Origin of the sequence: Microbacterium sp. NPDC091676 (genome assembly GCF_044756645.1) — a bacterium.
In the GTDB taxonomy this organism is placed as follows: domain Bacteria; phylum Actinomycetota; class Actinomycetes; order Actinomycetales; family Microbacteriaceae; genus Microbacterium; species Microbacterium paraoxydans_D.
Window position 1 is genome coordinate 1,985,129 of sequence record NZ_JBIVTI010000001.1, and the last position, 26,662, is coordinate 2,011,790.

23 protein-coding genes are annotated in these 26,662 nt (G+C 71.4%); 11 read left to right on the top strand and 12 right to left on the bottom strand.

Annotation, left to right across the window (positions count from 1 at the left end):
• Position 1 precedes the first annotated feature (1 nt).
• Positions 2-1,537, bottom strand: a complete 1,536-nt coding sequence (locus tag ACIQID_RS09680) for an ABC transporter substrate-binding protein (RefSeq protein ID WP_312674183.1) — start codon at positions 1,535-1,537, stop codon at positions 2-4.
• A gap of 132 nt (positions 1,538-1,669) precedes the next feature.
• Complete coding sequence (locus tag ACIQID_RS09685; RefSeq protein WP_312674184.1) at positions 1,670-3,031, bottom strand: MFS transporter; 1,362 nt, start codon at positions 3,029-3,031, stop codon at positions 1,670-1,672.
• 152 nt (positions 3,032-3,183) lie between these two features.
• Here ACIQID_RS09685 and ACIQID_RS09690 point away from each other — a divergent pair, with 152 nt between their 5' ends.
• From ACIQID_RS09690 to ACIQID_RS09700, 3 genes are read left to right on the top strand one after another with little or no spacing between them, the layout of a single operon-like run.
• Entirely contained in the window at positions 3,184-3,834 is a 651-nt protein-coding gene (locus ACIQID_RS09690; RefSeq protein ID WP_060922906.1) for a GntR family transcriptional regulator, read from the top strand.
• A gap of 8 nt (positions 3,835-3,842) precedes the next feature.
• The gene (locus ACIQID_RS09695; protein WP_400284291.1) at positions 3,843-4,685 is read left to right on the top strand and encodes an SDR family NAD(P)-dependent oxidoreductase; all 843 of its coding nucleotides are present in this window, start codon (positions 3,843-3,845) and stop codon (positions 4,683-4,685) included.
• 24 nt (positions 4,686-4,709) lie between these two features.
• Positions 4,710-5,621 carry a phosphotransferase gene (locus tag ACIQID_RS09700; RefSeq protein ID WP_400284294.1) on the top strand — a complete coding sequence of 304 codons (912 nt, stop codon included), beginning with the start codon at positions 4,710-4,712 and terminating at the stop codon, positions 5,619-5,621.
• Positions 5,622-5,649: 28 nt separating this feature from the next.
• On the opposite strand, the gene ACIQID_RS09705 is transcribed toward ACIQID_RS09700, so the two are convergent.
• On the bottom strand, positions 5,650-6,237 hold the full coding sequence (locus ACIQID_RS09705) for a helix-turn-helix domain-containing protein (RefSeq protein ID WP_400284297.1): 588 nt from the start codon (positions 6,235-6,237) through the stop codon (positions 5,650-5,652).
• Between the two features lie 77 nt (positions 6,238-6,314).
• Here ACIQID_RS09705 and ACIQID_RS09710 point away from each other — a divergent pair, with 77 nt between their 5' ends.
• The 3 genes from ACIQID_RS09710 to ACIQID_RS09720 are packed head-to-tail and all read left to right on the top strand — an operon-like array spanning position 6,315 to position 9,029.
• A complete protein-coding gene (locus tag ACIQID_RS09710; protein WP_400284300.1) occupies positions 6,315-7,229 on the top strand; it encodes an NAD(P)/FAD-dependent oxidoreductase in 915 nt (304 codons plus the stop codon).
• A 25-nt stretch (positions 7,230-7,254) separates the two neighbouring features.
• On the top strand, positions 7,255-7,521 hold the full coding sequence (locus ACIQID_RS09715; protein ID WP_400284302.1) for a hypothetical protein: 267 nt from the start codon (positions 7,255-7,257) through the stop codon (positions 7,519-7,521).
• 32 nt (positions 7,522-7,553) lie between these two features.
• Positions 7,554-9,029: an APC family permease gene (locus ACIQID_RS09720; protein WP_400284305.1), complete on the top strand. Its 1,476-nt coding sequence runs from the start codon at positions 7,554-7,556 to the stop codon at positions 9,027-9,029.
• Between the two features lie 55 nt (positions 9,030-9,084).
• Here ACIQID_RS09720 and ACIQID_RS09725 read toward each other — a convergent pair whose 3' ends face one another.
• The 8 genes from ACIQID_RS09725 to ACIQID_RS09760 form a co-directional block, all read right to left on the bottom strand.
• On the bottom strand, positions 9,085-11,238 hold the full coding sequence (locus ACIQID_RS09725; protein ID WP_400284308.1) for a peptidase C14: 2,154 nt from the start codon (positions 11,236-11,238) through the stop codon (positions 9,085-9,087).
• Between the two features lie 104 nt (positions 11,239-11,342).
• Positions 11,343-12,269 (bottom strand): GNAT family N-acetyltransferase, encoded by a 927-nt coding sequence (locus ACIQID_RS09730; RefSeq protein WP_400284311.1) that lies wholly within the window; start codon positions 12,267-12,269, stop codon positions 11,343-11,345.
• Complete coding sequence (locus tag ACIQID_RS09735; RefSeq protein ID WP_400284314.1) at positions 12,266-13,279, bottom strand: hydroxyacid dehydrogenase; 1,014 nt, start codon at positions 13,277-13,279, stop codon at positions 12,266-12,268. The genes ACIQID_RS09730 and ACIQID_RS09735 overlap by 4 nt, the downstream gene beginning before the upstream one ends.
• Positions 13,276-14,361 carry a dihydrodipicolinate synthase family protein gene (locus tag ACIQID_RS09740; protein ID WP_312674198.1) on the bottom strand — a complete coding sequence of 362 codons (1,086 nt, stop codon included), beginning with the start codon at positions 14,359-14,361 and terminating at the stop codon, positions 13,276-13,278. The genes ACIQID_RS09735 and ACIQID_RS09740 overlap by 4 nt, the downstream gene beginning before the upstream one ends.
• Positions 14,361-15,395 carry an NAD-dependent epimerase/dehydratase family protein gene (locus tag ACIQID_RS09745; RefSeq protein ID WP_400284317.1) on the bottom strand — a complete coding sequence of 345 codons (1,035 nt, stop codon included), beginning with the start codon at positions 15,393-15,395 and terminating at the stop codon, positions 14,361-14,363. The genes ACIQID_RS09740 and ACIQID_RS09745 overlap by 1 nt, the downstream gene beginning before the upstream one ends.
• Positions 15,396-15,416: 21 nt before the next feature.
• Positions 15,417-16,322: a carbohydrate ABC transporter permease gene (locus tag ACIQID_RS09750; protein ID WP_312674201.1), complete on the bottom strand. Its 906-nt coding sequence runs from the start codon at positions 16,320-16,322 to the stop codon at positions 15,417-15,419.
• Positions 16,319-17,224, bottom strand: a complete 906-nt coding sequence (locus ACIQID_RS09755) for a carbohydrate ABC transporter permease (protein WP_101847765.1) — start codon at positions 17,222-17,224, stop codon at positions 16,319-16,321. Before ACIQID_RS09755 ends, ACIQID_RS09750 begins: the two co-directional genes overlap by 4 nt.
• A 67-nt stretch (positions 17,225-17,291) precedes the next feature.
• Positions 17,292-18,533: an extracellular solute-binding protein gene (locus ACIQID_RS09760; RefSeq protein WP_312674203.1), complete on the bottom strand. Its 1,242-nt coding sequence runs from the start codon at positions 18,531-18,533 to the stop codon at positions 17,292-17,294.
• Positions 18,534-18,719: 186 nt separating this feature from the next.
• On the opposite strand from ACIQID_RS09760, the gene ACIQID_RS09765 reads away from it, so the two are divergent.
• From ACIQID_RS09765 to corA, 5 genes are all read left to right on the top strand, one after another.
• Positions 18,720-19,889, top strand: a complete 1,170-nt coding sequence (locus ACIQID_RS09765) for an ROK family protein (RefSeq protein ID WP_400284322.1) — start codon at positions 18,720-18,722, stop codon at positions 19,887-19,889.
• Complete coding sequence (locus tag ACIQID_RS09770; protein ID WP_312674205.1) at positions 19,886-20,905, top strand: Gfo/Idh/MocA family oxidoreductase; 1,020 nt, start codon at positions 19,886-19,888, stop codon at positions 20,903-20,905. Before ACIQID_RS09765 ends, ACIQID_RS09770 begins: the two co-directional genes overlap by 4 nt.
• The gene (locus ACIQID_RS09775; protein WP_400284325.1) at positions 20,902-21,924 is read left to right on the top strand and encodes a Gfo/Idh/MocA family protein; all 1,023 of its coding nucleotides are present in this window, start codon (positions 20,902-20,904) and stop codon (positions 21,922-21,924) included. Before ACIQID_RS09770 ends, ACIQID_RS09775 begins: the two co-directional genes overlap by 4 nt.
• A 290-nt stretch (positions 21,925-22,214) precedes the next feature.
• Complete coding sequence (locus tag ACIQID_RS09780) at positions 22,215-23,009, top strand: SDR family NAD(P)-dependent oxidoreductase (protein WP_400284328.1); 795 nt, start codon at positions 22,215-22,217, stop codon at positions 23,007-23,009.
• A 289-nt stretch (positions 23,010-23,298) separates the two neighbouring features.
• The gene (corA, locus tag ACIQID_RS09785; protein WP_025104158.1) at positions 23,299-24,300 is read left to right on the top strand and encodes a magnesium/cobalt transporter CorA; all 1,002 of its coding nucleotides are present in this window, start codon (positions 23,299-23,301) and stop codon (positions 24,298-24,300) included.
• 69 nt (positions 24,301-24,369) lie between these two features.
• Here corA and ACIQID_RS09790 read toward each other — a convergent pair whose 3' ends face one another.
• Positions 24,370-26,553 (bottom strand): S8 family serine peptidase, encoded by a 2,184-nt coding sequence (locus tag ACIQID_RS09790; protein WP_400284332.1) that lies wholly within the window; start codon positions 26,551-26,553, stop codon positions 24,370-24,372.
• Between the last annotated feature and the right edge of the window lie 109 nt (positions 26,554-26,662).

A 26,662-nucleotide genomic window follows, 5' to 3' on the forward strand; every position in this document is an offset into this window, starting at 1 on the left:
GTCAGCCCTTCAGCTGCGCGCCCTCGAGGTGCAGCTGTCCGCCGCCCTCGACCCACACGCCGTCGACCGCCGTGCTGGTGGCGGTGACGACCGTCGACTGCAGGGGCACGATGAGCGGCACCTGCTCGTTGATGATGGTCTGCACGGTGCCCCACTTGTCGGCCCGCGCGGTCTCGTCCGGCTCGGCCACAGCATCCGCGAACGCGGTCTGGAAGTCGGGGTCGACCCAGTTGCACTCGCACCGCCCCTCCAGGTAGAAGTTCAGCGAGTAGGCCGGCTCGGGCGGGGTGGACTGGAAGTTCGGCACGATGTACCCCGGGTAGCTCTTGCCCGCCGGATAGAACGCGTCGACCCAGGTGCCGATGTCGTTGTTGTCGATCTTCAGCGTGATGCCGATCTCCTTCAGGCTCGCCTGCAGGATCTCGCCGCTCGTGTTCCACTCGGGGTACTGTCCGGCCACGCCCCACCAGGTGAGCGTGCTGCCCTCGGTCACCCCGGCCTCGGCGAACAGCTCCTTCGCCTTGTCCAGGTCGTAGGAGTAGTCGGTCAGCTCGCCGCCGAACCAGGGGTTCACCTCGCCGAGGGCGTTGTTCGTCGGTGAGACCGTGCCCTGGCCGTAGTAGGCGGCGTCCAGGATGGCCTCGCGGTCGATCGCGTAGGCGAGGGCCTGCCGGGCGCGCACGTCGTCGAACGGCGGCGACGTCGTGTCGATCTCCCACGACGGCCACTGGCTCGGGTTCTCGGGCTTCACCAGGGCGATGTCGCCGCCCTCCAGACCCGCCACGTCGCCCTGCGGCACGGACCACAGCACGTCGATGTCGCCGGAACGCAGGCCGGTGACCGCGGCGGTGGACTCGGCGGCCTTCACGATCGTGATCTCGTCGAGCGCCGGGGCCTCGCCGAAGTACTCCGGGTTGGGGACGAGGGTGAGGCTGTCGTCCGGCGTGAAGGCGTCCACGACGTACGGACCGGTGCCGATGGGTTCCTTGTCGATGGTGTCGAGCGCGTCGACGTCGATCATCTTCACCCAGACGATGCCCGCGGGGAACGTCGCGATGGGCTCGGACAGCGTCACCACGACGGTCTTCTCGTCCGGGGCGGTGACGTCGGTGACCATCGAGATCTTGTTCTTCTCCTGCGTCGCCGTCTCCGGGTCGAGGTAGTAGTCGAACGCGGCCACCGCGTCGTCGGCGGTGAAGTCCTCGCCGTTCGAGAACGTCACGCCGTCGCGGAGGGTGAACGTCCAGGTCTTCTGGTCGGCGGACGCTTCCCAGCTCTCGGCGAGGTCGCCGACGATCTCGCCGGACTCGTCGGTCTTGGTGAGGCCGTTCCACAGCAGCGGGAACAGCACCTCCTCCCAGGCGAACGTGCGGATGGCGGGATTGAGCTGCGGGATGCCCTGCGCGGCGGCGACGGTGAGGGTGCCGCCGTCCTGCGCCTGGCCGTCGGGGGTGGATGAGGTGCTGCAACCAGCGGTGATGAGCGCGGCGGTCAGCAGCACTGCTGCTCCGCCGAGCCGAACACGACGACGCGACATGGGTGCCTCCAAGGTCGGGTGGTGCTTCGGGTAAGGGTGTTGCGCTATAGCATGTAGCAAAAGCGGAGGGGCGTCTAGAGCGAACCGGGCCGGCGGGGTCACGTTCTCGTCACGACCGCCGACCCGGACCGGTCATCGCCGGACGGTGGAGGCCTCGACGGCGAGGTCGGGCGCCGTCGTGAAGTCCGTGCGGCGGCTGAGCACGAAGGCGATCGTCGCTCCGAGCAGCGTGAGCCCCGAGATGAGGAGCAGGCCCCACACCGCCGACCCCGTGGTCTCGCTGATCCAGCCGATCGCGTAGGGTCCCGCGAAGCCGGCGAGGTTGCCGACCGAGTTGATGAAGGCGAGCCCGGCCGCGGCTGCCGTGCCGGTGAGCACCATCGGCGGCAGGCTCCAGAACAGCGGGGTGGTCGAGAAGAGCGCCGACATCCCGACGCACAGCGCCGCGAGCGCGAGCACCGGTGTGCCCTGCGCCGCGACCGCCGCGATGAGCGACAGGGCGGTGATGCTGAGCGTGATGCCGATCTGCAGCGGGATGTTGCCCTGCTTCCGGGCGGCGCGCTCCCACGGCAGCATCACGAGGGCCGCGCACAGGTTCGGCAGCGCCACGAGCCACCCCGTGGTGGAGTTCGAGAAGTCGCCCATGCTCTTCACGATGGTCGGCAGCCACATCCCCAGCCCGTACGCACCGAACACGACACCGAAGAAGAGCACGATGAGCGTCCAGAGGCGCCCGTTGCGGAAGACCTCGCCCAGACGAAGACGTCCGTGCCGCTGCTCGGTCGCCTGGGTCTCGGCGGCGAGCGTGTCGGTAATCCAGCGCTGCTCGGCGGGGTTCAGCCAGCGCGCGTCCTGGGGGCGGTCAGGGAGCCAGAAGAACACGACGAACGCGAGGAGCACGGCCGGGACGCCCTGCAGCAGGAAGACGAGCTGCCAGCCCTCGAGCCCCCACAGCCCGTGCAGCTCCAGCATCCAGCCGGACAGCGGCGCGGCGACCGCGTTGGCGATCGGGTTCGAGAGCACGAAGACGGCGAGCACCTGCGTGCGGTACTGCCGCGGGAACCACAGCGTGAGGTAGAGCAGCACCCCGGGGAAGAATCCGGCCTCCGCGATGCCGAGGATGAAGCGCGCGATCGCGAACTGCGTCGCGTCCTGCACGAAGGCGGTCAGCGCGGCGACGATGCCCCACGAGATCATGATGCGCGCGATCCACTTGCGGGCGCCGAACTTCTCCAGCAGCAGGTTGCTCGGCACTTCGAACAGCAGGTAGCCGATGAAGAAGATGCCCGCCGCGAAGCCGAAGGCGGCCTCGGTGATCTGGAGGGCGGCGGTCATCTCCAGCTTCGCGAAGCCCGCGTTGTTCCGGTCGATGTAGGCGACGAGGTAGAGCAGTCCGAGGAACGGACCGAGCCTCCAGATCGCCTTCTTCATGGCGGCGGCTCCCACCGCGTCCTCCGCGGCGCGCGCCTGCGCGAGGGTCTCTCTGCCGGACATGACAACTCCTTCGTCATCGGTTTCGGGTTTTGCTATAGCATCTAGCACCGCGCGGTTCCTGTCCAGTCCCGGCCTCATGCCATAGCATCGACCGAGCGAAGGAGCCCCCGCTCGACGAGCACCGGGCCGCGCGAGATCGAGAAGGGCCCCGGATGCGCAGCGTGTCGGATCAGAACATCGCCGAGCAGGTCACGGACGAGCTGCGGGCGGCGATCCACTCCGGAGAGCTCGCCCCGGGCGAGCGCCTCGTGGAGCGCAAGCTCGCCGACCGTCTCGGCGTCAGCCACATCCCCGTGCGCGAGGCCCTGACCCGGCTCGCCGAGGAGCGCCTCATCACCCGCGAGCCCCGCCGCGGCGCCCGCGTCGCCCAGCTCAGCGCGCAGGACCTGGAGGAGATCTCGAGCCTGCGGATCGTGCTGGAGCAGTTCATGGCGATCCGGGTGCAGGAGCGGTGGAACGACGAGTCGGCGGCGCGGCTGGAAGCCATCATCCAGGCCATGGCGGCGGCGGCTCCGGGCGATGTGGCCGAGGTCCTGCGCCAGGACCGCCTCTTCCACGAGACCCTCGCCGACCTCGCCGAGCACCGGTTCCTCGACGAGCTCAGCGCCCAGCTCCGCGGCCGGATCGCCGGGTTCATCCAGGCGGCCAACTCCGCCCTCGACCCCGCCGAGCAGGAGGAGCACGTGCGCAGCCACCAGCAGATCGTCGACGCCATCGCGACCGGCGATCCGGAGCAGGCGCGCGCGGTGATCGCCGAGCACGTGACCAGGGCCGTCCGCCGCATCACGCCGTCGGCCGAGTGAGCGCCGCCGTGGCCGCACGCACCATCGTGCTGACCGGAGCCTCGGACGGGATCGGCGCCGCCGCCGCCCGCCAGCTCGCCGGCTCCCCGCACCGCCTGTTCCTCGTGGGCCGCTCGCCCGACAAGATGCGGGCCGTGGCGGAGGAGACCGGCGCGGAGTGGTTCACCGCCGACTTCGCGCGTCTCGACGACGTGCGCGCCCTCGCCGCGCAGCTCGCGGACGCCGTGGGCGCAGAGGGCATCGACGTGCTGGCCAACAACGCCGGCGGCATCTTCGGCGACCGCACCCCCACGGTCGACGGGCACGAGAAGACGATGCAGGTGAACCACCTCGCCCCGTTCCTGCTGACGAACCTCCTGCTCCCGCAGCTGCTCACCGCCGGCGGCGCGGTCGTGAACACCTCCAGCGTCGCCCATCGCCTCTTCGGGCATCTCGACGTCGACGATCTCGACAACACCCGCCGGTACTCCCCGAACAAGGCCTACGGCGACGCCAAGCTCGCCAACGTCCTGATGGCGAAGAGCCTGCACGGGAAGTTCCCTGCGCAGGGGCTCAGCGCGGTGGCCTTCCACCCCGGCACCGTGGCGACGAACTTCGCCGCCGAGTCGTCGAGCATCATGCGCCTCGTCTACCGCACCCCGCTGCGCCGCCTCGTCCTCATCGGCAGCGACCGCGGTGGCGAGACGCTGCGCTGGTTCCTGGAGGGCACGCCGGGCGAGACCTGGATCTCCGGCGGCTACTACGACGAGCGCGTCCTCAGCACCCGCGTGAACCCCCAGGTGCACGACCCCGCTCTCGCCGAGGCCCTCTGGCGGCGCAGCGCCGAGCTCGTCGGCGTGGCCGGGGACTGAGCGCCGTCCGTCTACGCTGGGGCGATGGCGCGCCTCGACTGGACCCGACTCCCTCCCGCTCTCCGAGCCCGGATCGAGGAGTTCGCCGGTTCCCCGGTGACACGCGCGCAGTCGCAGGACGGCGGCTTCTCCGCGGGACTGGCCTCACGGCTGACCTTCGCCGACGGACGACGGCTGTTCGTCAAGGCGGTGCAGGAGTCCGCGGAAGGCACGTTCGCGCTCTACGTGCGGGAGGCCGAGGTGCTCGGCGCGATCCCCCGCTCCCTCCCCGCCGCGCACCTCGTCGACGCCTTCACCGCGGACGGGTGGGCGGTGCTTCTCATCGAAGACGTCGAGGGTCGTCATCCGGTTCGCTCGGCCACCGCGCCCGACACCGCGCACGTCCTGGACGCGATCGCCGCCCTCGCCACCGCCCCGGCGCCGCGCACGCTTCCCCGCCTCGCCGACGAGCTGTACGAGGACTCCGGATCCTGGCGACGGCTCGAGGAAGGAGGGCTCCTGGAGACGACCACCCCGTGGTGCGCGCAGAACGTCGACCTCCTCCGCACGGCGGCGGAGCGAGTGGGCACCGCCGTCGCGGGGGATCGGCTCCTGCACGGCGACCTCAGGGCCGACAACATCCTCATCGACGCCTCCGGGCGGGCGCGCCTGCTCGACTGGCCGTGGGCGGCCCGAGGTGCGGGGTGGGAGGACGCCCTCCTGTATCTGCTCGACCTCCGCGTCGAGGACGCCGCGGCCGAGGTCGGGCCCCTGCTCGATCACCCCGCCTTCGCCGGGTCCACCACGGAGGACCACATCGCCCTCCTGTCCGCCGCGGGCGGCGCCTGGTTCGAGAAGTGCCGTCTTCCCGCGCCGGACGGGATGACGACGCTCCGCGACTTCCAGCGCCGGGAGGCGGTCATCTCCACCGACTGGATCGCCGAGCTCCTCCGCTGATCCCCGCGGAGGCTCGGCGCGCCCGCCGTCATCCCTCCGGCTGTGCGCGCGCATCGCCCGCGTGGACGCGTTCGCCCTGTCGGCCGAACAGGCTGAGCACCTCGGCGGGTTCCCCGTCCGCGCTCCCGAACCAATGCGGCACGTGCGTGTCGAACTCGGCGACCTCTCCGGCTCCCATGCGCAGGTCGCGCGTGCCGAGGATCAACCGCATGGTGCCGCTGAGCACGTAGAGCCATTCGCGCCCCTCGTGCGCCCGGGGACGCGGAGTCACCTGGCTCCCCGGGATGAGGATCTTCCAGGCCTGGACCGGGCCGGCGTGCGGGGTCAGCGGCACGACGATCCGGCCGTGCACGCCGCGCGGCTTCAATCGCACGCGCGGATCGCCGACGTCGGGCGCCCCGACGAGGTCGTCCAACGGCACCCGGTGGGCGCGGGCGAGCGGGAGGAGAAGCTCGAGGCTCGGTCGGCGTTGCCCCGTCTCCAACCGTGAGAGCGTGCTCGTGGAGATCCCCGTCGCGTCGGCCAGGTCGGTCAGCGTCATCCCCCGCTGCTTCCGCAGCCACCGCAACCGCGGGCCCACGCCGTCGAGCGTCGCGTCGATCTCGTCCCCCTGCACGTCCTCAGTCTGGCCGCAGTTCCCGGAAGCGGCAAAGAAGTTTGCCGCTCCGGCACCTCCGGCGCGACTCTCGTGGCATGAAGAGATTCGATGTGCTCATCGTCGGCGGCGGTGCCGCCGGCCTCAGCGCCGCCCTGGTCCTGCTCCGTGCTCGACGCTCGGTCGCGGTCGTCGATGCCGGAGAGCCCCGCAACGCCCCTGCCGCGCACCTCCACGGCTTCCTCTCCCGCGACGGCGCCGCGCCCGCCGCGCTGCTCGCGAGCGGCCGCGACGAGGTCGCGGGCTACGGAGGCACGATCATCGACGGACGCGTCGCCGCTCTGTCCCCGGGCTTCACGGCCACCCTCGACGACGGGCGCCGGCTGGAGGCCCGGCGAGTACTGGTCACCACAGGCCTGCGCGACGAGATCCCCGACATCCCCCAGCTACGCGAGCGCTGGGGGCGTGATGTGCTGCACTGTCCGTACTGCCACGGCTACGAGGTGCGGGATCGCCCCCTCGGGGTGATCGGCGGCAGCGCCGCGTCCGTCGCGCACGCGCTCCTCATCGCCCAGTGGTCCGCCGACGTCGTCTACTTCCCCCACACCCGCTCGCTCACGGCCGACGAGCAGGAACGTCTCGATGCGCGCGGCGTCCGCGTGCATCCGGGGGTGGTCTCCGGCCTCATCGTCCGCGCCGACCGCCTCCAGAGCGTGGAGCTGAGCGACGGCACCCGCGTCGAGCGCGCCGCGGTGTTCGTCCGCCCCGAGATGCGCCCCCGCGACGCCCTCCTTCGCGCCCTCGGCTGCGAGACCGATGAGAACGGGTGGGTCCGGCACGATGCCGGCGGGCGCACGAGCGTGCCAGGGGTCTCCGTCGCCGGGAACGTCGCCGATCCGCGTGCGCAGCTCATCACCGCGGCCGGACAGGGCTCCGCCGCCGCGATCGCCCTCAACGCCGACCTCACCGACGACGACCTCGCCGCCCAGCTCGCCGCCCACCGCAATGCCTGAACCCCGAGAGAGAAGGGACACAGCAATGTCCGCAGCACCCGCCCCCACGCCGACCCCCGTTCCTCCGCCCACGCAGCACCAGCTCGCGCTGATGATCTGGATCGCCGTCTTCCCGACCCTCACGGTCTTGAACCTGGTCCTCGCCGCCCCGCTCTCCGGACTCCCGATCGTCGTGCGCACGCTGGTGCTCGTCACCATCGCCGTCCCCCTCGTGATCTACCTGGAGATGCCGCTGCTGCACCGCGTCCGCCGTCGGATCCACGGTCTTGTGACGGCGCGTCGGCGAAGGTAACGTTCTCCCGTTCCTGACGAGAGAAGGCGACGATGCCCCGGACAGATCGACCCCGTTCCACGACGTCCGTGTGGCGCCGCAAGCCCGTCAGCGACATGACGGAGGAGTCGGGCGGGAGCGGTCTGTTCCGGACGCTCGGGCTCTGGCAGCTCACCGCGATCGGCGTGGGCGGCATCGTCGGCGTCGGGATCTTCTCGCTCGCCGGGCTCGTCGCCCACGGCGATGCGACGACTCCCGCCGTGGGTCCCGCCGTCGTCCTCTCCTTCCTCATCGCCGGGCTCGCGTCGGCAGCGGCCGCGCTGTCGTACGCGGAGTTCGCCGGCATGATCCCGCGGGCCGGTTCCGCCTACAGCTACGGCTACGTCGCGCTCGGCGAGCTCGTCGGCTGGTTCATCGGCTGGGACCTCCTCCTGGAGTACGTCGCCATCGTGGCCGTCGTCGCGATCGGCATCTCCGGCTATCTCGACGCGTTCCTCTCCGGATTCGGGCTGGAGCTGCCGACCGCGATCACGGAGACCGCCGACCAGCCGGGCGGCGTGGTCAACATCCCGGCCATCCTCATCTGCCTGTTCGTGACGTTCCTGCTGAGCCGAGGCACCCGCACCTTCGGCCGCTTCGAGCTCGTCGCCGTCGCCATCAAGATCCTCCTCGTGGTGTTCATCGTCGTCCTCGGCGTCTTCTTCATCGACCCCGCCAACTACGACCCGTTCCTGCCGAACGGCTTCGGCCCCGTCTTCACCGGCGCCGCGACGGTGTTCTTCGCGGTGTTCGGCTACGACGCGATGAGCACGGCCGCCGAGGAGGCGAAGGACGGGCGTCGGCACATGCCGAAGGCGATCATCCTGTCCCTCGTCATCGCGATGGTGCTCTACGTCGCCGCGACGCTCGTGCTCACGGGCATGCAGAACTACCAGGACATCGATCCGAAGGCGGGCTTCGCCTCGGCGTTCACGGGTGTGGGGCTCCCGGTCGTCGCCTCCGTCATCTCGGTGTTCGCCGTCGTGTCGATCCTCACCGTGATGCTCACGTTCCTGCTCGGCGCCACTCGCGTGTGGTTCAGCATGAGCCGCGACGGACTGCTCCCCGGCTGGTTCGCGCGGGTCGACCGCCGCGGCGTCCCGCAGCGGGTCACCTGGATCGCGGGGCTGGGCGCGGCGTTCTTCGCGGGGGTGTTCCCCATCCGCGCCGTCGCCGACCTCACGAACATCGGCATCCTCGCCGCCTTCGTCGTCGTCTGCATCGCGGTGATCGTGTTCCGTTACACCAAGCCGGATGCGCCGCGGACGTTCCGGCTGCCGTTCATGCCCGTGGTCCCGATCGTCGGCGTGGGCTTCTCGCTCTTCCTCATCTCGCAGCTCCACCCGGAGACGTGGCTCCGGTTCGGGGTGTGGCTCGTGATCGGACTCGTCGTGTACTTCGCCTACAGCCGTCGGCACTCGCTCCTGAACCCGGACAGCCCCCGGCACCGCTCGGGCACGACTTCGGAGACCCCCGGCGACACGCCGTAGGTGGGGCCGGGGAGGCTGCGGGTCGCGCCGCAGCTCCGAAGTCGTGCCCGGCGGGTCAGCCGACGACGAGGTTGGCGGTGTCGACGACGCGGTCGCCCTCGCCGGGGAACGCCGTGCGGGTGACGCCGGCCTCCACGTTGCCGGTGTGCAGCAGCGTCGAGCCGGTGCCGAAGGCGTCGTCGCGGAGCTCCAGGGCGCCGCCCTCGAACCGGTTGCCGACCGCACGGTAGTGGGTCGCGCCGCTCGTCACGGCGACGTGCGTGGCCGCCCCCTCCGCCCGGAACGTGCTGTCGGCGAGCGTCAGGTGCAGCTCGCCCGCACCTGACCGCGACACCGTCGTCCCGCCCTTCGCCGACACCTCGGATCCCGCGATCTCGACGACCTGACGGTCCTTCCCCGCGGCCGCGATGCGGGCGTTGCGGAGCGTGGAGCCTTCGACCCGCAGCTTCGCCGTCGCCGAGGAGATGGGGGCGGCATCGTCCGCCGCGCTGAGGGTCGAGCCGCGGAAGGTGACCGCTCCAGGACCGTTGATCTTCATGCCGCCGACGCGGTCCAGCACCGTGTCGACGAAGGTCACGGGCGTCGTCACCGTGGCGTTGGTGAGCTCGCCGGGGGCCACGAACGTGAAGTGCGAGTCGGCGATGACGGTCGGCCGTGCCGAGTTGTCGGAGGCCTGGGTGATGACGAGCGTGTCGGACGCGGTGCAGCCGCGCAGCTGCGCACCGTCCGCGTTGATCCACAGCATGCCGGAGCCCGAGAGCGCGGGTTTGCCGATCACCTGCACGTCCTCCAGCGTCAGGTCGGTGATGCGCACCCGCGCGACGAACCACGAGCACACGTGCTTGCGGACGGTGATGCGCTTGGCCGCCGACCCCCAGGCGGCGCCGGAGTTCGCGAAGGTCATGAGACCGGAGTTGCCCGTGTAGGTGAGGTCGTGCTCGTACTGGCCGTGCGTGACGAAGGGACCCTGGTCGTCGCCGTCGCCGTGGCAGTTCTCCACGAGGCAGTAGGCGCTCGCGGTGAAGTCGTTGAGGTGCCGGGCGTTGGCGGTGTGGCAGTTGGCGACATACCCGTACAGGCAGTAGATCTGCTGCGTCAGGTAGCCCGCCCCGCCCCAGGTGACGGAGGTCGGGTTCTTCAGCGTGCAGCTCTCCGTGGTGAAGTACGTGTTCCACCGGCGCTGGATCAGCGGCCAGAAGGTCGCCGTGCCGTCGATGTGGTCCACGTCGCAGCGCACCGCGTACTCGAAGGCCAGCGGGTGTGACCCCGTGTACTCGTCCGTCCCCTTGCCGAGGAACTTCAGGTTCGACACCGTCACGTCCTGCACCGGCTTCACGTGCCGCCACGTCATCGTGCGGTCCTTGCCGAGCGGCCAGCCGTTCTTGTAGTTCACGCGGATGTGCCGGCCGTCGACGATCTGGGTCACCTGGACCAGCCGCTGCAGCTCGCGCTCCCAGCGACCAGACAGCGCGTTGACCTCGGCGGCGTACCACTCCCCGACCGCGAAGAACGACGAGTCGGCGACGGGGAAGATGTCGGCGAGGTCGGGCACGTCCTCACCGAGCTTCGCCTCCTGCACCGCGTCGGTCACCTCGCCGCGGAAGAACATGACGGCCGCGAAGGGGTCGTCCTTCCCGGCGTTCTCGATGCCCTCGGTCGTCATCAGGTGGTGCCCGAAGTCGAAGGCGATGTTCGACCGGGAGAACTTGTGACGACGCACGAAGTTGAGGTCGGTGTGCGCCTCCACGCGCCGGACCCGGGCGTCGCCCACCATCGCGTCGAGCGCGTCGTCCGCGGGGGCGGAGGCGTCCATGATGCCGAACTTCCGGAAGTCGACCGTCCCGTCGTGCACGAGCACCCAGGCGCCGCCCTTGGGACCCGCGAGCACCGTGCCGCCGTTGGCCGCAGGGGCGTCCTTCTTCACGAACCGGTAGAGCCCGTCGCCCCCGTCGCCGGGGGCCGCGTAGCCGCTCGTGCGCACGAGGTCGCCGTCCTTGCCCTTGCGCGTCGCGAGGGCGGTGGCGACGCCTCCGTGCGCGACGTTCTTCGAGCCCGACGACTCCTGCGGCACGGCGGGTCCCGCGGCCTGGGCGGCAGCGGGGGCGCCGATCGCGGCGACCCCGCCCAGGGCGGCGGCGCCGAAACCGGCGAGCAGCATCCGACGACTGCGCAGCGCCGCGGTCTCGGTGGTGGTGTCCAGCTGGGTCATGCTCATCCTCCTTGCGGCGTCCTCGCCGCGGTCAGGCGTCCGGCCCTCGGCCGGATCGCGGTCACCGATCAGTCCCCGATCCCCAGCGCTCTCCGAGCGGATGCTCAGAAGTAGTCGCCCGCCGTGAAGTGGCGGATGCCGTCCACCCGGGCCTCGCGGCGCAACGGGCGGATCATCCCGGTGCGGTCGTCCTGCCGCACGGCCGCCGGAGCGAACGCGCGGACGGCGCGCTCCTCTGCGGCGAGCGCGGGGACGGCCAGCTCGCAGGTGCGGACGCCCGCCGCGGCCCAGTCCGCGGCCACGGCGTCCAGCACGGCGCGACGCACCGCGTCCGGATCGGCCACGGTGGGATCGGTCGCGCTCTCGTGCAGCAGCCCGACGCCGTCGCGCACCTCCGCCACCGCGTAGCCGACGGTCGTATCCGCCTCGTCGAGCCGGTACAGCGTCGCGCCCCGCAGCCGCACCTCCGCCATCGTCCAGTCGCGGTCGCCGCGCACCGGGGCGAGCACGACCACACCGGTGCGGGAGCGCTCGTAGACCTCGCGCAGCCGGCCGAGGACACCGAGTCCCACGGACTCACGCGCGACCGAGGCGGGCTCCACGGCCGTCGCCGACGCCGCCCACGGCCCGGCCATCGTGCGGGGCATCGAGAAGGTCGTGAAGCCGCTCGACCGGTACACCTCGGGGGTTCCGGTGAACAGCAGGGCCCAGTCGGCGTCACCCGCCGCGTCCAGGGTGGCGGCCACGAGCCGGCGGGCCAGTCCCCGGCCACGAGCCCGCTCGGCGACCGCGACGCTGCCGATCGCGTGCACCTGCGCCACCCCGCCGTCCGACTCCCGCAGGCGCTTCGGCAGTCCGTAGATCGACCCGCACACGCCCTCGTCGTCTTCCGCGACGAGCGTGTGGCTCAGCCGCTCGTCGTCCACGAGCCACTGGTCCGGCGCGAGGGGCGGCGTGAAGGCGGTGGCCCACAGTGCCGCGAGGGCGGGCTGGTCCTCCGCACGCGCCGACCGCACGACCACGGCGCTCATGCCATCGAGGAGAGCTGGGCGCGGTCGACGGCGTGTTCGAGCGGCCGCCCCGCGGCGAAGGCGTCGAGCTCGTCGGCGACGATCCGCCCCTGTCGCAGCCGGCCCTCCCTGGTGCCGGCCGCGCGGTGCGGGGTGAGCAGCACGCGCGGTGCCGAGCGGAAGGGACTCTCCGCAGACAGCGGCTCCTCGTCGAACACGTCGATCGCGGCACTCAACCGGCCACGACGCAGTTCGGCGAGCAGGGCGGCCTCGTCCACCAGCCAGGAACGCGCCGTGTTGACCAGGCCCGCACCGTCCGGCATCAGCGCGAGTTCGCGTGCACCGATCAGGTGATGCGTCTCCGGCAGGGTCGGGGCGTGCACCGCGACGATCTGCGCACGGCGCAGCGCCTCGTCGAGCGTCACGAGCTCCGCCCCGAGGGACGACGCCTCGGCCGCGCCGAGCGTGGGATCGACGAGCAGCGGCTCGGCGCCCAGGGCACGGAGCAGGTCGAGGTACGCCCGCCCGGTCCGGGAGGCACCGATGACCGCGATGGGCGCGCCGAGGATCTCGTGCTGCACCCCGACGGCCTCCGCGTCCCACCAGCCGTCACCGGCGCGCAGCGCGTCGTGCATCTCCGGCACCCGGTGCAGCAGGGCGAGCGTGAACGTCAGCGACACCTCCGCCACCGACCGGGCCATCCCCGCCCCGGCCTGCGTCACCCGCACGCCGCGGTCGAAGAGCGCGTCGGTCGCGAACGGCTTGATCGTGGCCCCGGTGTGCGCGATGAGCTCGAGCTTCGGAAGCGTGGCGAGCACCGCGTGGTCGAAAGGACCCACGCCCCAGCTCGTCACCACGACGCGCGCCTCGTCGAGCACCGCATCCGCGAGCCGGTCCACCCGCGCGAACGTCCCGCCGAGCCGCGCCGCGACGGTCTCCAGCCGGGCCGCGTCCTCGGGCGAGAAGAACTCGGCGAACAGCTCCGCGGAGACGACCGCGACCACGGTCGGAGCGCTCGTCCCGGCGGTCATCGCAGCCAGGCCTCGAGGTTCTCGGCGATGAACGCGTCGTCGTTGAGCTCCGGATACGCCTGCCGGACGCGGGCGATCTCCTCCGCCTGCCCCGGGGAGAGGCCCTCGGCCGGGTCGAGGCACCAGATGCCTTCCAGGAGGCCCTGCTGGCGGAGCATCTCGTGCACCCCGGCGATGACCCCGTGGAAGTCGTTGCCCGGGTCGAACACGGCCTGGTTCACGTCCACCATGTCCGAGGCACGGCGTCCCACCTCGCGGTAGGCCTCCGCGTCTCCCGCCAGGGCGCGGTGCACACGCTCCAGCAGCGCGACCGCCGCGTGCGTGCCGACCGCCCACTGGCCGAGCAGCCCGCCGACGAACCGGAGGGTGCGCCGCCCGGACGGGGAGTCCACGTGGAACTCGGAGAGCAGGTCGGCGACGATCGCGTCGTCGTTGCCGGTGTACAGCGCGATCTCGTCGGCGCGCCCCGAGGCGGCCACGCCCCGCACGAGCTCGAGGGTGCGGTAGCGGTCGAAGGGCGCCGCCTTCACGGCGACGACGGACGGGATCGCGGCGAACTCCCGCCAGAACTCGCGGTCGAGCACGGGTCCGCCGATCGCGGTCTGCAGGTAGAAGCCGACCAGCGGCAGCACCTCGCCGACGGCGCGGGCGCGGTCGAGCAGGGCACGCTCGTCCGCACCCGCGACGCGGGGACTCACCAGCACGGCGTCGTAGCCGAGGGAGCGGGCGAGCTCCGCCTCGGCGACCGCCTGGGCCGTGTCGCCCGCCACGCCGGCGATGCGCACGAGGGTCGCGTCGTCGCGGGCGTCCATCTCCTCCGCGGCCAGCGCGAGCACCGGCTCGAAGAGCGCGTGCTCCGGGTCGCGGATCTCGAACTGCGTCGTGTGCACGCCGACGGCGAGGCCGCCGGCTCCGGCGTCGAGGTAGTAGCGGGAGAGCGCCCGCTGCCGCCGCTCGTCGAGCGTGCGCGCGGCGGTGAGGGCGAGCGGATGGGCCGGGATCACAGCACCGCGGGCGAGGGTCGCGGCGGCCTCAGGGCGCAGCGACGGCACGGTCGCCGTGTGCGCAGCGGCGTCGGTCATCAGAACTTCCCGTCCCGCACGGCCCACTTCGTGGGCTTGGCGATCATCGGCAGCCCGTCGCGGATCCAGCCGGCCTGCATGCGGATGAGCTCCTCGGCGGAGACGGACGGATAGCCGAACAGGGCCATGCAGCGGCGGGCGTCGCTGAGCAGCGCGGTCGGCTGCGGCTCGTCGACGATCTCGACCTCCCGCTCGAACAGTTCGCCGAAGCGATGGGCGATGGAGGAGACGCTCAGCAGCTCCGGACCGGTGAGGTTGATCACGAACGGGTCGGTGGAGGCATGCACGAGGCTGCGCAGCACGACCTCGTTCGCGTAGCCCTGCCAGATCACGTTGACGTTGGCGGTGGCGACCGAGACCGGCTCCCCCGCGTGCACGGCGCTGCCGATGTCGGCGAGCACCCCGTAGCGGAGGTCGACGGCGTAGTTCAGACGGATGATCGCGACCTTGGTGCCGCGTTCCTGCGCCCCGAACTCGAACACGCGCTCCCGACCGAGGCAGGACTGCGCGTACTCGCCGATCGGCGCGGGCGTGGTCTCCTCCGCGGCGCCGCCCGAGGCGGCCGGGACGAACGGGTACACGTTCCCGGTGGAGAGCACCGAGATCGCGCTGTCGCGGTAGCGGCGGGCGATGCGGTCGGGAAGGGCCGCGTTGACCTCCCACGCCCAGGAGGCGTTGGTCGCGGCGCCGAACTTCGCGCCCACCATGAACACCACGTTCGGCGCGTCGGGGAGACCGGCGAGGTCGTCGTTCTCGATGAGGTCGAACGGCACGACGCGGACCCCCGAGGCTTCCAGGCGCTCGCGGATGGCGGCGTCGCCGAAGCGGGAGACCGCGTACACGGCGTCGTCCGTGCGGCCGGCGGCGTCCAGGCCGCGCCGGGCGAGCATCGCCAGGGTCGGTCCCATCTTGCCGCCGGCGCCGAGGATCACGAGGTCTCCGGACGCCTGGGCGAGGTCGGCCACGAGCCCGTCGCTCGGGGTGGCCAGCGCCTCCTCGAGTTCGGCCTCGGAGGCGAATGCGTACTGCGTCATTGTGGTGCGGTTCCCTTCTTCTCAGCCCTTGATCCCGGTGCCGGTGACGCCCTCCTGCACGTACCGCTGAGCGATGAGGTACGCGAGGAAGATCGGCAGCAGCGCCACGACGGAGCCGGCGAGCATGGTGCTGAGCGGCACATCCTGCTGCTGCAGCGACGAGATGCCCACGGTGAGGGTGAACATCGAGTTGGACTTGGCGATGATGAGCGGCCAGAGGAAGTCGTTCCAGTGCCAGAGGAAGACGAAGATCCCGAGCGTCGCGAGGATCGGCTTGCACAGCGGCAGCACGATCCGCAGGAAGATGCGGAACTCGCCGGCGCCGTCGATGCGGGCGGCCTCGAAGAGCTCGTCCGGAAGGCCCTGGATGAACTGGCGCATGAGGAAGACCGCCTGCGCGTTCGCGAGCGTCGGCAGGATGAGCCCCCAGTACGTGTCGATGCCGCCGAGATTCGCCATGAGGATGAACGTCGGGATCAGCGTCACGTGGAACGGCACCATGACCATCGCCAGGAACGACCAGAACATGACCTCCTTGCCGCGGAAGCGCTTCTTGGCGAAGGCGTAGCCGGCGAGCGCGGAGAGGAACAGCACCGCCACGACCGAGACGAGCGAGTAGACGAGCGTGTTGAACAGCCAGACGAGGATGTTCTGCCCGCCGAGCACCTGCTCGTACGCCTCGAAGGAGATGTCGTTCCACGGGAGCAGCGAGCCGGGGAGCTCGACGAGCATGCCCGGCTTCAGGCTCAGCACGACCATGGCGTAGAAGGGGAAGAAGCTGAGGATCCCGGCGAGGCTCAGCCAGATCCAGCGGACGGCGATGCCCCAGCCGGTCGGCTCGAGCGCGCGGAACGAGCGGCGTTTCCGCGCGGCGGGACGCGTCGCGGGCGGCGTCGTCTGCGTCGGCGGCTGCAGGAGGGCGGTCATTTCTGCTTTCCGATCACGAGGCGCTGGATGAGGGCGACCACGAGGGTCATGATGAACAGGGCCACGCCCACCGCGGCCGCGTAGCCGTAGTCGAAGTAGCGGAAGCCCTGGTCGTAGAGCATGTAGACGAGCGAGTAGCTCGCGTTCGCCGGCCCGCCCTGGGTCATCACGTAGATGACGTCGAAGACCTGGAAGGCGGCCGTCGTCTCGATCACCGCGAGGAAGAAGAACGTCGGGCGCAGGTGCGGGAGGATGATCCAGCGGAAACGCTGCCAGGCGTTCGCGCCGTCGACCAGCGCCGCCTCCTCCAGCTCGCGCGGCACGTCCTGCAGGGCGGCGATGAGGATCATCATCCCGTAGCCGAACCGGGACCAGACGCCCACGACGACGATCGCGGGGATCACCAGCACGGTGCTGCCGAGCCAGGAGCCGCCGAGGCCGAGCGGCGTCATCAGGGCGGACCAGGGACCGTTGGCGGAGAAGATCCAGACGAAGATCGAGCCGGCCAGCACGAGCGAGGTGATGACCGGGAGGAAGAAGATCGAGCGGAAGAACCGGGCGCCGCGGAAGGCGCGGCGCACGCCGAGGGCCATGATCGTCGACAGCACGAGCGCGATCGGCACCGCGAAGACCGTGTAGATGAGGGTGGTCCCCAGCGCCCGCCAGAACAGCGGGTCGGCGACGAGGCGCTGGAAGTGGTCGAGGCCGCGCCAGGCGATCTCGCCGGAGATGTCGTAGTCGAAGAAGCTCAGCGCCACACCCGCGATGCTCGGGCCGAAGCGGAAGGCGATGAACAGCAGGAAGGCGGGGAGCACGAACAGGAACGCGACGCGCGCTTCCCGTCGGGCGAGCACCCGGGCGACCCGTCCTGCGGGCTTCGGCGCCGTGGTGGCCGTCGTCATTGTCGATTCCTCACGTGGGGGGCGGAGAGAGGGGGCGTACGGCGGGTACCCGCACGCCCCCGGGGTGTCACTTCTGCAGCAGCGGGGCTGCGGCGGCCGCGGCGTCCTTCAGGGCGTCGGCCGGGGACTTCTGGCCCAGCAGGGCGGCCTGGATCTCCGGCGAGAGCACGCCCATGAGCGCACGGGAGCTGGCGTCGAGCTCGCCCACCGTGGTGTCGGGGACGTACTTCTCGACCTCGCCGAGGAGCGGGTCGTCGGCGTACAGCGGCTCGGTGGTGCTGAGCGCGGAGAAGTAGCCGGCGGCCTTGAGGTACGGCTCGACGACGTCGGCGCCGGTCGCGAACTCGGCGAACGCGGCTGCGGCCTCGGGGGCCTTCGAGCCCTTGAGCACGGACAGCGAGCCGACGGTGCCGTAGGCCACGGACTCCTTGTCGGTCAGCGGTGCGAGGACCTTGACGTTCTCCTCGCCCCAGAACGGCGCGACCTCGGTCACGGCGTTGTTCCAGGTGCAGGCGACCTTGCCCTGCGCGATGGCGGTCTGCTCCAGCGGGACGTTGGTGGTGAGGGCCTCCGGGTCGAGCGCGCCCTCCTCGGCCAGGTCGGCCAGGAAGGTGAGCGCCTCTTCGCCGGCCTTGCTGTCGAAGCCGACCTCGCCGTCCTCGGTGTAGACCTCGCCGCCGGCCTGCCAGAGCAGCGGGTAGTAGGTGAGGTTGAGGGTGTTCTCGGCCGACGCCGGGTAGTTGAGGGCGTACATGCCCTTGTCGATGAACGCCGGAGCCATCTCGGCGATGTCGTCCCATGTCTCCGGGTACTCGGTCACCCCGGCGGCCTCGAACGCGGCCGCGTTGCAGATCAGCGGCTGCGCGCTGGTGAGGATCGGGGCGCCGAGGATGTCGCCGCCGAGCGTGACCGACTCCTTGACGTTGGGGAGCAGGTCGCCCTGGCGCTCCTCGCTGAGCAGGTCGTTCAGCGGGGCGATCGACTTCTGGTACGCCGCGAGCTGGTCGGGGATGAGGTAGACGACGTCCGGTCCCTTGCCGGCGGCGATCGCCGTCTGCAGGGCCTCGTCACGGTTCGCCCACGGGAAGATCTCGTACTTCACGTTGACGTTCTCGTTCTCCTTCTCGAACGCCTCGATGGTCGAGTCCCAGAAGTCCTTGTGCACCGCCTCGTCGGCGATGACGGGGTAGAGCCAGACCGTGATGTCCTGCTCGCCCTCTGCGGTGTTGCCTCCGCCGGCCGAACATCCGGCCAACAGGGTGGCGGCCGCGACTCCCGCGACGACGCCGGTGATCTTGCTGACGCGCATGGTGCTCCTTTGCGTAAACCGTGCTGAGTACGGTTCATTATGACATTGGCTTTGGATAATTCGTCAAGCACAAGTTCTCAGAGCCTTGTTTCGACCGTGTTTCTCGGCCATGAACAACAATCCCCGATCTGAGAATCGGGTGTGCTAATTTGATCGCACCAACGGCGGAGACGAAGGAGGGACCCGATGGGCGCGACCAGTCCGCTCTCGATCGTGGCGCGGTCCGCACTCCGGCTGCGCGACGCCGGACCGGCGACCGTCAGCGACCTCTCCCGGTCGCTCGAGGTCTCCCGGACCTCCGTCGAGAACGCCGTGGCGGTGCTCTCCGACTCCGGACTCCTCGTCGACGCCCCGGCGCAGAACGGCGGCGGCGCGGGGCGCCCGGCCCGCCGCTACTCCTTCCACGCCGCCGCCGGCGTGGTGGTGGGCGTGGACATCGGCGTCGCGAGCGTGCGCGTCGTCGTCGCGGATCTCGCGGGCGTGGTCATCGCCCAGCGCACGTTCCCCGGCGTCGCGGAGCAGCCCGACGGCCCGGCCAAGCTCGCCGCCGTGATCGACGACGTGCGACGCACGCTCGCCCGGCTCTCGCTGCCGCGCACCGGTCTGCGGGCGATCGGCGTCTCCCTGCCCGGCATCGTCGACGACGACGGGCCGGTCACCACCTCGGTCGTCATCCCGGAGTGGTCCGGCATCGACATCGGCTCGCAGCTGCGCCAGGCGTTCGGCTGCCCCGTGGCGGTCGACAACGGTGTGCGGCTCGCGGCCGTCGCGGAACATCACCTCGGCGTCGCGCAGCTCGTCGACGACGTGATCTATCTGTCGGTCGGCAACCGCATCGCCATGGGCCTCATCCTCGGCGGCCGTCCGCGGCGCGGCATCCACAACGCGGCGGGAGACATCGGCCGCCTCGCGTTCCGGGGCCTGAACACCGAGACCGGGCAGATCTCGTGGCGCACCGCCCCGACGGCCGCCGAGGTGTTCGCCCTGGCGCGCAGCGGAGAGCAGGCCGCCCGGGAGGAGCTCGACGGCTTCATCGACGAGCTCGCCCACGGGATCGCGACGCTGATCATGACGGTCGACCCCGCCATGGTCGTGATCGGCGGCGGACTCTCGGCCGCGCACGAGCAGCTGCTCGACCCCCTGCGCGCCGCCCTGCCCGGCCATCTCGGTCTGCCGTTCCAGGTGCCCGTCGCGGAGGCGCGGCTGGGAGCGGAGGCCGCCGCCCACGGCGCCGTCGTGCATGCGTTCCAGCGGCATCCGGGCGACATCTACGGCATCGAGGACATGCCCGCCCCACCGATCACCCCCCTGCCGCACGACCCCGCGGCCGGCGACGACCCCGAGGAGAAGCAGTGAGCACGTTGAAGGTCGGACTCATCGGCGCGGGCGGGATCTCCCGCGTGCACGCCGATGCCTGGCGCGCGCTCGGCGTGCAGGGCTTCGTCACCTCGAAGGAGGGCGCGGAGGAGATCGCCGCCGAGTACGGCTTCGAGGTCGTGGCCGACGTCGATGCGCTCCTGGAGCTGGTCGACGTCGTCGACATCGTCACGCCGAGCAGCACCCACGCCGACTTCGCCCTGCGCGCGATCGCCCGCGGGCTCGACGTGATCTGCGAGAAGCCCCTCGCCGCGACCGCGGAGGCCGCCGCCGAGGTGACCGCCGCCGCAGCGGCCGCGGGAGTGCGGCTGTTCCCCGCCCACGTCGTGCGCTACATGGGGGAGTACGCCCGGATCAAGGCCGGCATCGACGCCGGGCAGATCGGCACCCCCGCCGTGCAGCGCTTCCGTCGTCTGGGCGCCGCGCCCCAGGCCCCCTGGTTCTTCTCGGAGCGGGCGGGCGGCGGCGTCATCCGCGACCTCATGATCCACGACATCGATCAGGCGCTGTGGTTCGCCGGGCCGGTCGACAGCGTCTACGCGGTGCAGAACCCGCCGACGGTCGACGACCGCGTTCCGGCCCCGGTCACGGCGCATGTCGTGCTCACCCACCGCAACGGGGTCATCAGCCACGTGCACGCGAGCTGGGTGCAGCCCGGCATGCCGTTCCGCACGAGCGTCGAGGTCGCCGGATCCGAGGGGCGCCTGCGCTACGACAGCGCCGAGGACCACACGCTGCGCACCGACGCCGTGCTCGTCGAGGGCGCGACCGACTACCTCCCGCCGATGTCACCGGAGGAGAGCCCGTACTACGCGGAGATCGCCGACTTCGTGGCCGCCATCGCGGAGGGACGCGAGGCCGCCGTCACCCCGGAGGACGGGATCCGGGCGGTCGCGGTCGCCGAGGCCGCCTACGCCTCGATCGCCTCCGGAGCCCCGGTCGCCCTCCCCGCTTCGTCCCCCGCCGTCGCCGTCGCCGAGGAGGCCACCCGATGACCGCTCCCCGCCCGCTGCGGATCGCCGTGCTGTCCTTCGCGCACACGCACGCCCTCAGCTACGTGCACGCGCTGCAGCAGATGCCCGGCATCGAGCTGATCGCCGCCGACCCCGACGGCGCCTCCGCCCCGGACGACGCTCCGCGCGGTGCCGCCCTGGCCGCGGAGCTCGGGGTCGCGTACGTCGAGACCTACGACGAGGCCTTCGCCTGGGGTCCGGACGCGGTGGTGGTGGCCGCCGAGAACTCCCGTCACCGTGCGCTCGTCGAGCAGGCCGCCGCGGCCGGCGTGCACGTGCTGTGCGAGAAGCCGCTGGCGACGACGGTCGAGGACGCGATCGCGATGCGCGACGCCTGCGACCGGGCGGGCGTGATGCTCATGGTGGCGTACCCGGTGCGCTTCTCCCCCGCGGTGCGCGACGCCCTCGCCGAGCTGCGCAGCGGACGCCTCGGCAAGATCCTCGGCGTCACCGGCATCAACAACGGCAAGCTCCCGCAGGACCGGGCCTGGTTCACCGATCCCGCGCTCGCCGGCGGCGGTGCCCTGGTCGACCACGTCGTGCACTGCGCCGACCTCCTCGACGATCTCCTGGGTGAGCGGGCGCAGACCGTCCGCGCGGTGTCGAACAGCATCCTGCACGGGGAGCGCGACCTCGCGGTCGAGACCGGGGGCCTCGTGACGATCCAGTACCCGAGCGGCGTGATCGCCACGATCGACTGCTCGTGGAGCTGGCCGCTGAGCTCGCCGACCTGGGGCGGCCTCACCCTCGAGGTCGTGGCCGAGCGCGGGACCGTGACCGTGAGCCCCTTCGCGAAGGGCGTGGCCGGACACGATGCCCGCGGCGAGACCTGGACCCCGGTCGGGGCCGACCTCGACGCCCTGCTGCTCGAGGAGTTCGTGCAGGCCGTGCGCGCGGGCCGTCAGCCTCAGCCCGACGCCGGTGTCGGCATCCGGACCGTCGAGATCGTGAAGGCCGCGCAGGAGTCCGCCTCCCGCGCCGGCACCCCCATCCCCCTCTGACCCGGGCACCCCTCGCCCCCGCGTCCGCGCCGGACCCCCACCTCGCGGGATCAAAAACGCTCCCACCTCCGTCCCCCCAGGCGCGTTTCCCGTCCCGCACGTGCCGCGTCCCGCCGTGCGGGATCAAAACCGCGCCTTCCACTCCCGTCCCGGGTGCGATTCCCGTCCCGCACGGAGACTGCGCAGGCATACCCGCCTCCCAACCCCTCCCGCGGCGAAGAGAGCGCGCGGGCATGAATCTGGCGCGGCGGGCGTTGTACTCGACGCCGCAGCGACACGGAGGAGACATCATGCGCATCGACCTCGCCGGGAAGACCGCCCTCGTCACGGGTTCCACCCAGGGCATCGGACTCGCCATCGCCACGACTCTGGCCGACGCGGGAGCGCGGGTCGCGGTCAACGGCCGGAACCCCGAGACCGTATCGTCGGTCATCGCCGCGCTGCAGGAGGAGAATCCGGACCGGAGCCTCGTCGCCGCGCCGGGAGACGTCACCACGAAGGACGGCGCCGCCCGCGTCCTCGCCGCCACCGGAGACGTCGACATCCTCGTGAACAACCTCGGCATCTTCGGGGCGACCCCCGCGCTCGACATCTCCGACGACGAGTGGCGCCGGTACTTCGACGTGAACGTGCTCGCCGCCGTCCGGCTCATCCGCGCGACCCTGCCCCGCATGAAGGAGCGCGGCTGGGGTCGGGTGCTCGACATCGCGAGCGACTCCGCGGTCGTGATCCCGGCGGAGATGATCCACTACGGGATGTCGAAGACCGCGCTGCTCGCCGTGTCCCGGGGCTTCGCGAAGGAGGCGGCCGGCACGGGTGTGACGGTGAACTCGGTGCTCGCGGGCCCGACCCACACCGGCGGCGTGGAGGGCTTCGTGTACTCGCTCGTGGATCCGCAGCTGCCGTGGGAGGAGGCCCAGCGCGAGTTCATGCGCGTGCACCGCCCCCAGTCCCTGCTGCAGCGGCTCATCGAGCCGGAGGAGATCGCGAACATGGTCGCGTACCTCGCGTCCCCGCTCGCCTCGGCGACGACGGGCGCCGCCGTCCGGGTCGACGGCGGCTACATCGACGCGATCGTCCCCTGACCCTTCGAATCGCGCACTTGGCGGCATCTTCGGCCGGAATGGGGCCATTCGGGCGATTCGAAACGGAGGGGTAAGCTGGCCCCCGGAGAAGCACGGAAAGGCGGTGATGGCGATGTCCGACGATAGTAACGACGCCGCCCTCGCTGCGTCGCGCTTCCCCGCACACACGCGTTGAGCTCCTGCTCCGCGTCCGTGCCTCTCGCCTCGCAGTCATCGGCGGCGTCTCCCGCCCCCTGACGAATCCGCACGGACCCTCGCGCCCGTGCGCCCGCGAGAACGGAGCCGCATCATGGCGCTCATCGACAACGGCGTGTACGTCCACGGACGTCGCGTGGAAACCCCCAAGAACCTGGACGAGACCTACCGGATGCTGGATGCCGCCGGCGGGATCGCGTGGATCGGCCTGTACCGGCCGAGTCCGGAGGAGGTCGCGTCCGTCGCCCGCGAGTTCGATCTGCATCCACTCGCCGTCGAGGACGCGCTCTCGGGGCATCAGCGCTCCAAGGTGGAACGCTACGGCGACACCCTCTTCGCCGTGCTGCGCCCCGCCCGTTACCGCGACAAGGAGGAGTCGATCGAGTTCGGTGAGCTGCACCTGTTCATCGGCCCCGACTTCGTGGTGACGATCCGCCACGCGGAGTCGCCGAACCTCGCCGCGGTCCGCCGCCGGATGGAGGCGAACCCGGAGCTGCTCGCGATGGGACCGGAGGCGGTCTTCTACGCGATCCTCGACGAGGTCGTGGACGAGTACGAGCCCGTCGTGGCGGGCCTGGAGAACGACATCGACGAGATCGAGGACCAGCTCTTCGGCGACAGCGACGACGACGCCCTCTCCCGCCGCATCTACGAGCTCTCCCGGGAGGTCATCAACTTCCAGCGCGCGGTGCACCCCCTGAGCGGCATGCTGGAATGGCTGCGTCGCGGATCGGAGAAGTACCGCATCGACGAGGAGCTGCAGCGCTCCCTCCGCGATGTGCTCGACCACACGATCCGCGTGAACGAGCGGGTCGACTCGTTCCGCGCGATCCTGGAGAACGCCCTGACGGTGCAGTCGGCGCTGGTCGCCCGGCGGCACTCGGAGGCGGGTCTGGCCCAGAACGACGAGATCAAGAAGATCTCCTCGTGGGCGGCCATCATCTTCGCACCCACGCTCGTCGGCACGGTCTACGGCATGAACTTCGACGTGATGCCCGAGCTGCACTGGGCGTTCGGGTATCCGATGGCGATCGGGGCGATGGCCGCGTTCGCGGTCGGGCTGTATGGGGTGTTCAAGTACAAGAGGTGGCTCTGACACGCAGGCCGTCACGCCGGTTCAGGCCATCGCTTCCAGAAAGCGCCTGAACCGGCGTGGCGGCCTGTCTCAGCGAACAGCGATCACCGGGAAGGCGGGCTCGTCGCCGGAGGTCGCGGGGATCTGCAGCTGGGCCTTCTGCGCCGAATCCAGCGTGAGGGTCCATCGCAGCCCGCGGGCCGTCCGCTCGACCTCGCCCACCGTCGGCACCGGGATCTCGGCATCCGCGAACGCCGTCAGATCGACGTCCACGACCGCCCGTCCGCCCGCCGCCCCGGCGTTGGCGAGGTCGAGGAGGATGATCGTGTCGTGCGCCGCCCCCGGCTGCGGGGAGAGCTCGACCGAGTAGCCGATCGCCGACTTCGTGTGCACCGTGAACGGAACCGGTGCGGTGGTGGCCGAGGTGTCGCCACCCACGATCGTCCGGGCCACCACGTCGTACGTCCCCTGGGTCAGCGGTGCCCCCACGGTCCAGGTGCCGTCGTCGCGCACGGTCACGAACCGCAGGAACGGGGTGAGCTCCCCGTCGCGGACGTGTACCCGGACCCGGGAGCCCGGGACGCCGGTGCCCGAGATCGTGGTGGTGGTCGCGGCGACGGTGGACCCGGCCTTCGGAGTGAGGATGGTCGGCGTCGGCGGAGAGGCACGGATGACGAGGGGAGCCCTGGCCTCGCCGGCGATCAGGGTGCTCGGCCCGGCCGGAGCATCCGCGGGGAGGGGGAACACGGTCGCGAACCGTCCCTGCGCATCGGTCTGCACCGGCATGGTGGCGGTGCCCACGCGGAGCTCCACGGTGCTCCGCGGCGGATGGCCGCTGCCGGTCACCCGGAACGACTGTCCGGTGAGGGCGATGCGGGAGTAGACCCCGACGGCCGGGACCGAGGTGCCGACGTCGGCGTCCATGAGTCCGGCACCCACCCGGTCCGGTCCTTCGTCGGCGACCCCGTCGGCCGTGGCCGTGATGCGTCGCGTGATCTCGTCCGGGGTGAGTGCCGGACCCGCCGCGAGCAGTCGGGCGGCGAGCCCGGCGACGTGCGGCGAGGCCATCGACGTACCGGGGAACAGGGCGTAGATCGAGCCGTCGTCCTGACGGGTCACCGCGGACCAGACGACTCCGGGGGCGGTGACGGTCACCTTGCCCGCGCCGTAGTTCGAGAACCCGGCCCTGACGACGGCGCCGCTGGTCTCGTCCTGATCGGCGGCGGCGACGGAGATCACGTCCGGCAGCCCGGCCGGGGCCTTCAGGCAGGAGGAGTCGACCGGGCGCGGCTCCGGTGAACCGTCGTCCGGGCTGAGGACGTCGGTGGTCATGGTGGCGAGATCCTGGCTCTCGTTCCCCACGGCGGCGACGTTGACGACGCCCTGCGCGTGCGCGTAGGCGTAGGTGCGGCGCAGGGCTTCGAGCGCGGCGGACTGCGTCTCCTCATCGGCGCACCAGACGTACCAGGGGTCGACGTAGTAGCTGTGGTTCACGACGGGGATGTCGTGCCGGACCGCCCACATCGTCGCGCAGATGCTGGCCTCCGGGTAGATGTGGCCCGTCTGGTTGTCGACCTTGATGGCGGCGACCCGCGCGTCCGGGGCGATGCCTCTGATCCCGGAGCCGTCGGCCGCGCCCGCGATGCTCCCCGCCACATGGGTCCCGTGGGCGCCGACGAGCCCGGCGGCCGGCTGCCACGCGACGGGGCGGGTGTCCGGGACGCCGTTGATGCCGCAGCCGACGGAGAGCGCGGGGTCGATGCGGTCGGCGAGGTCGGGGTGTCCCGCGTCGACGCCGTTGTCCGCGACCCCGACGACCACGCGCGCGCCACCCGGGGTCGTCGCGCCGACGGCGACCGTGTCCCACGCGGTGCCCTCGGCCGGCATCGCCTCGGGCTCCTCCGTCACCCCCGCCGCGGACTCGGCGGGCTCGGGAAGGCGATCCGGCGCGGTCGACGTGCGGGTGGGGCCGACGGACTGCACCCACGGCTGGGCGCGGAGCTGCGCCGCGAACTCCCCCTCGGGCGCTCGGACGACGGTGACGCCGATCTCCGGGTACGAGATCAGGAACGTGCCCCCCGCATCGGCGACGGCGGCACGCAGCGTCTCCTCGCTCGGCGCACCGGGGGCGGTGTTCACCACCCAGTTCAGAGCGGGCGCGTCAGGGGCGACCTCGGCGGCCGCCGGAAGCGGGGAGGACGGGATCGCCAGGGCGAGAGCGGCGCCGACGGCGAGCGCGACGCCGATGCCGCGGGAGAGGGGACGACGGATCACAGCAGCCTGCCTTTCGAACGCGGCCGGGGGCCGTCGAGTCGGGATGGTCCAGTGAACAAGAGGCGGGCGCGGGCGATCGGTTACGCGCGTCCGTGATCCGGGTCGCGGA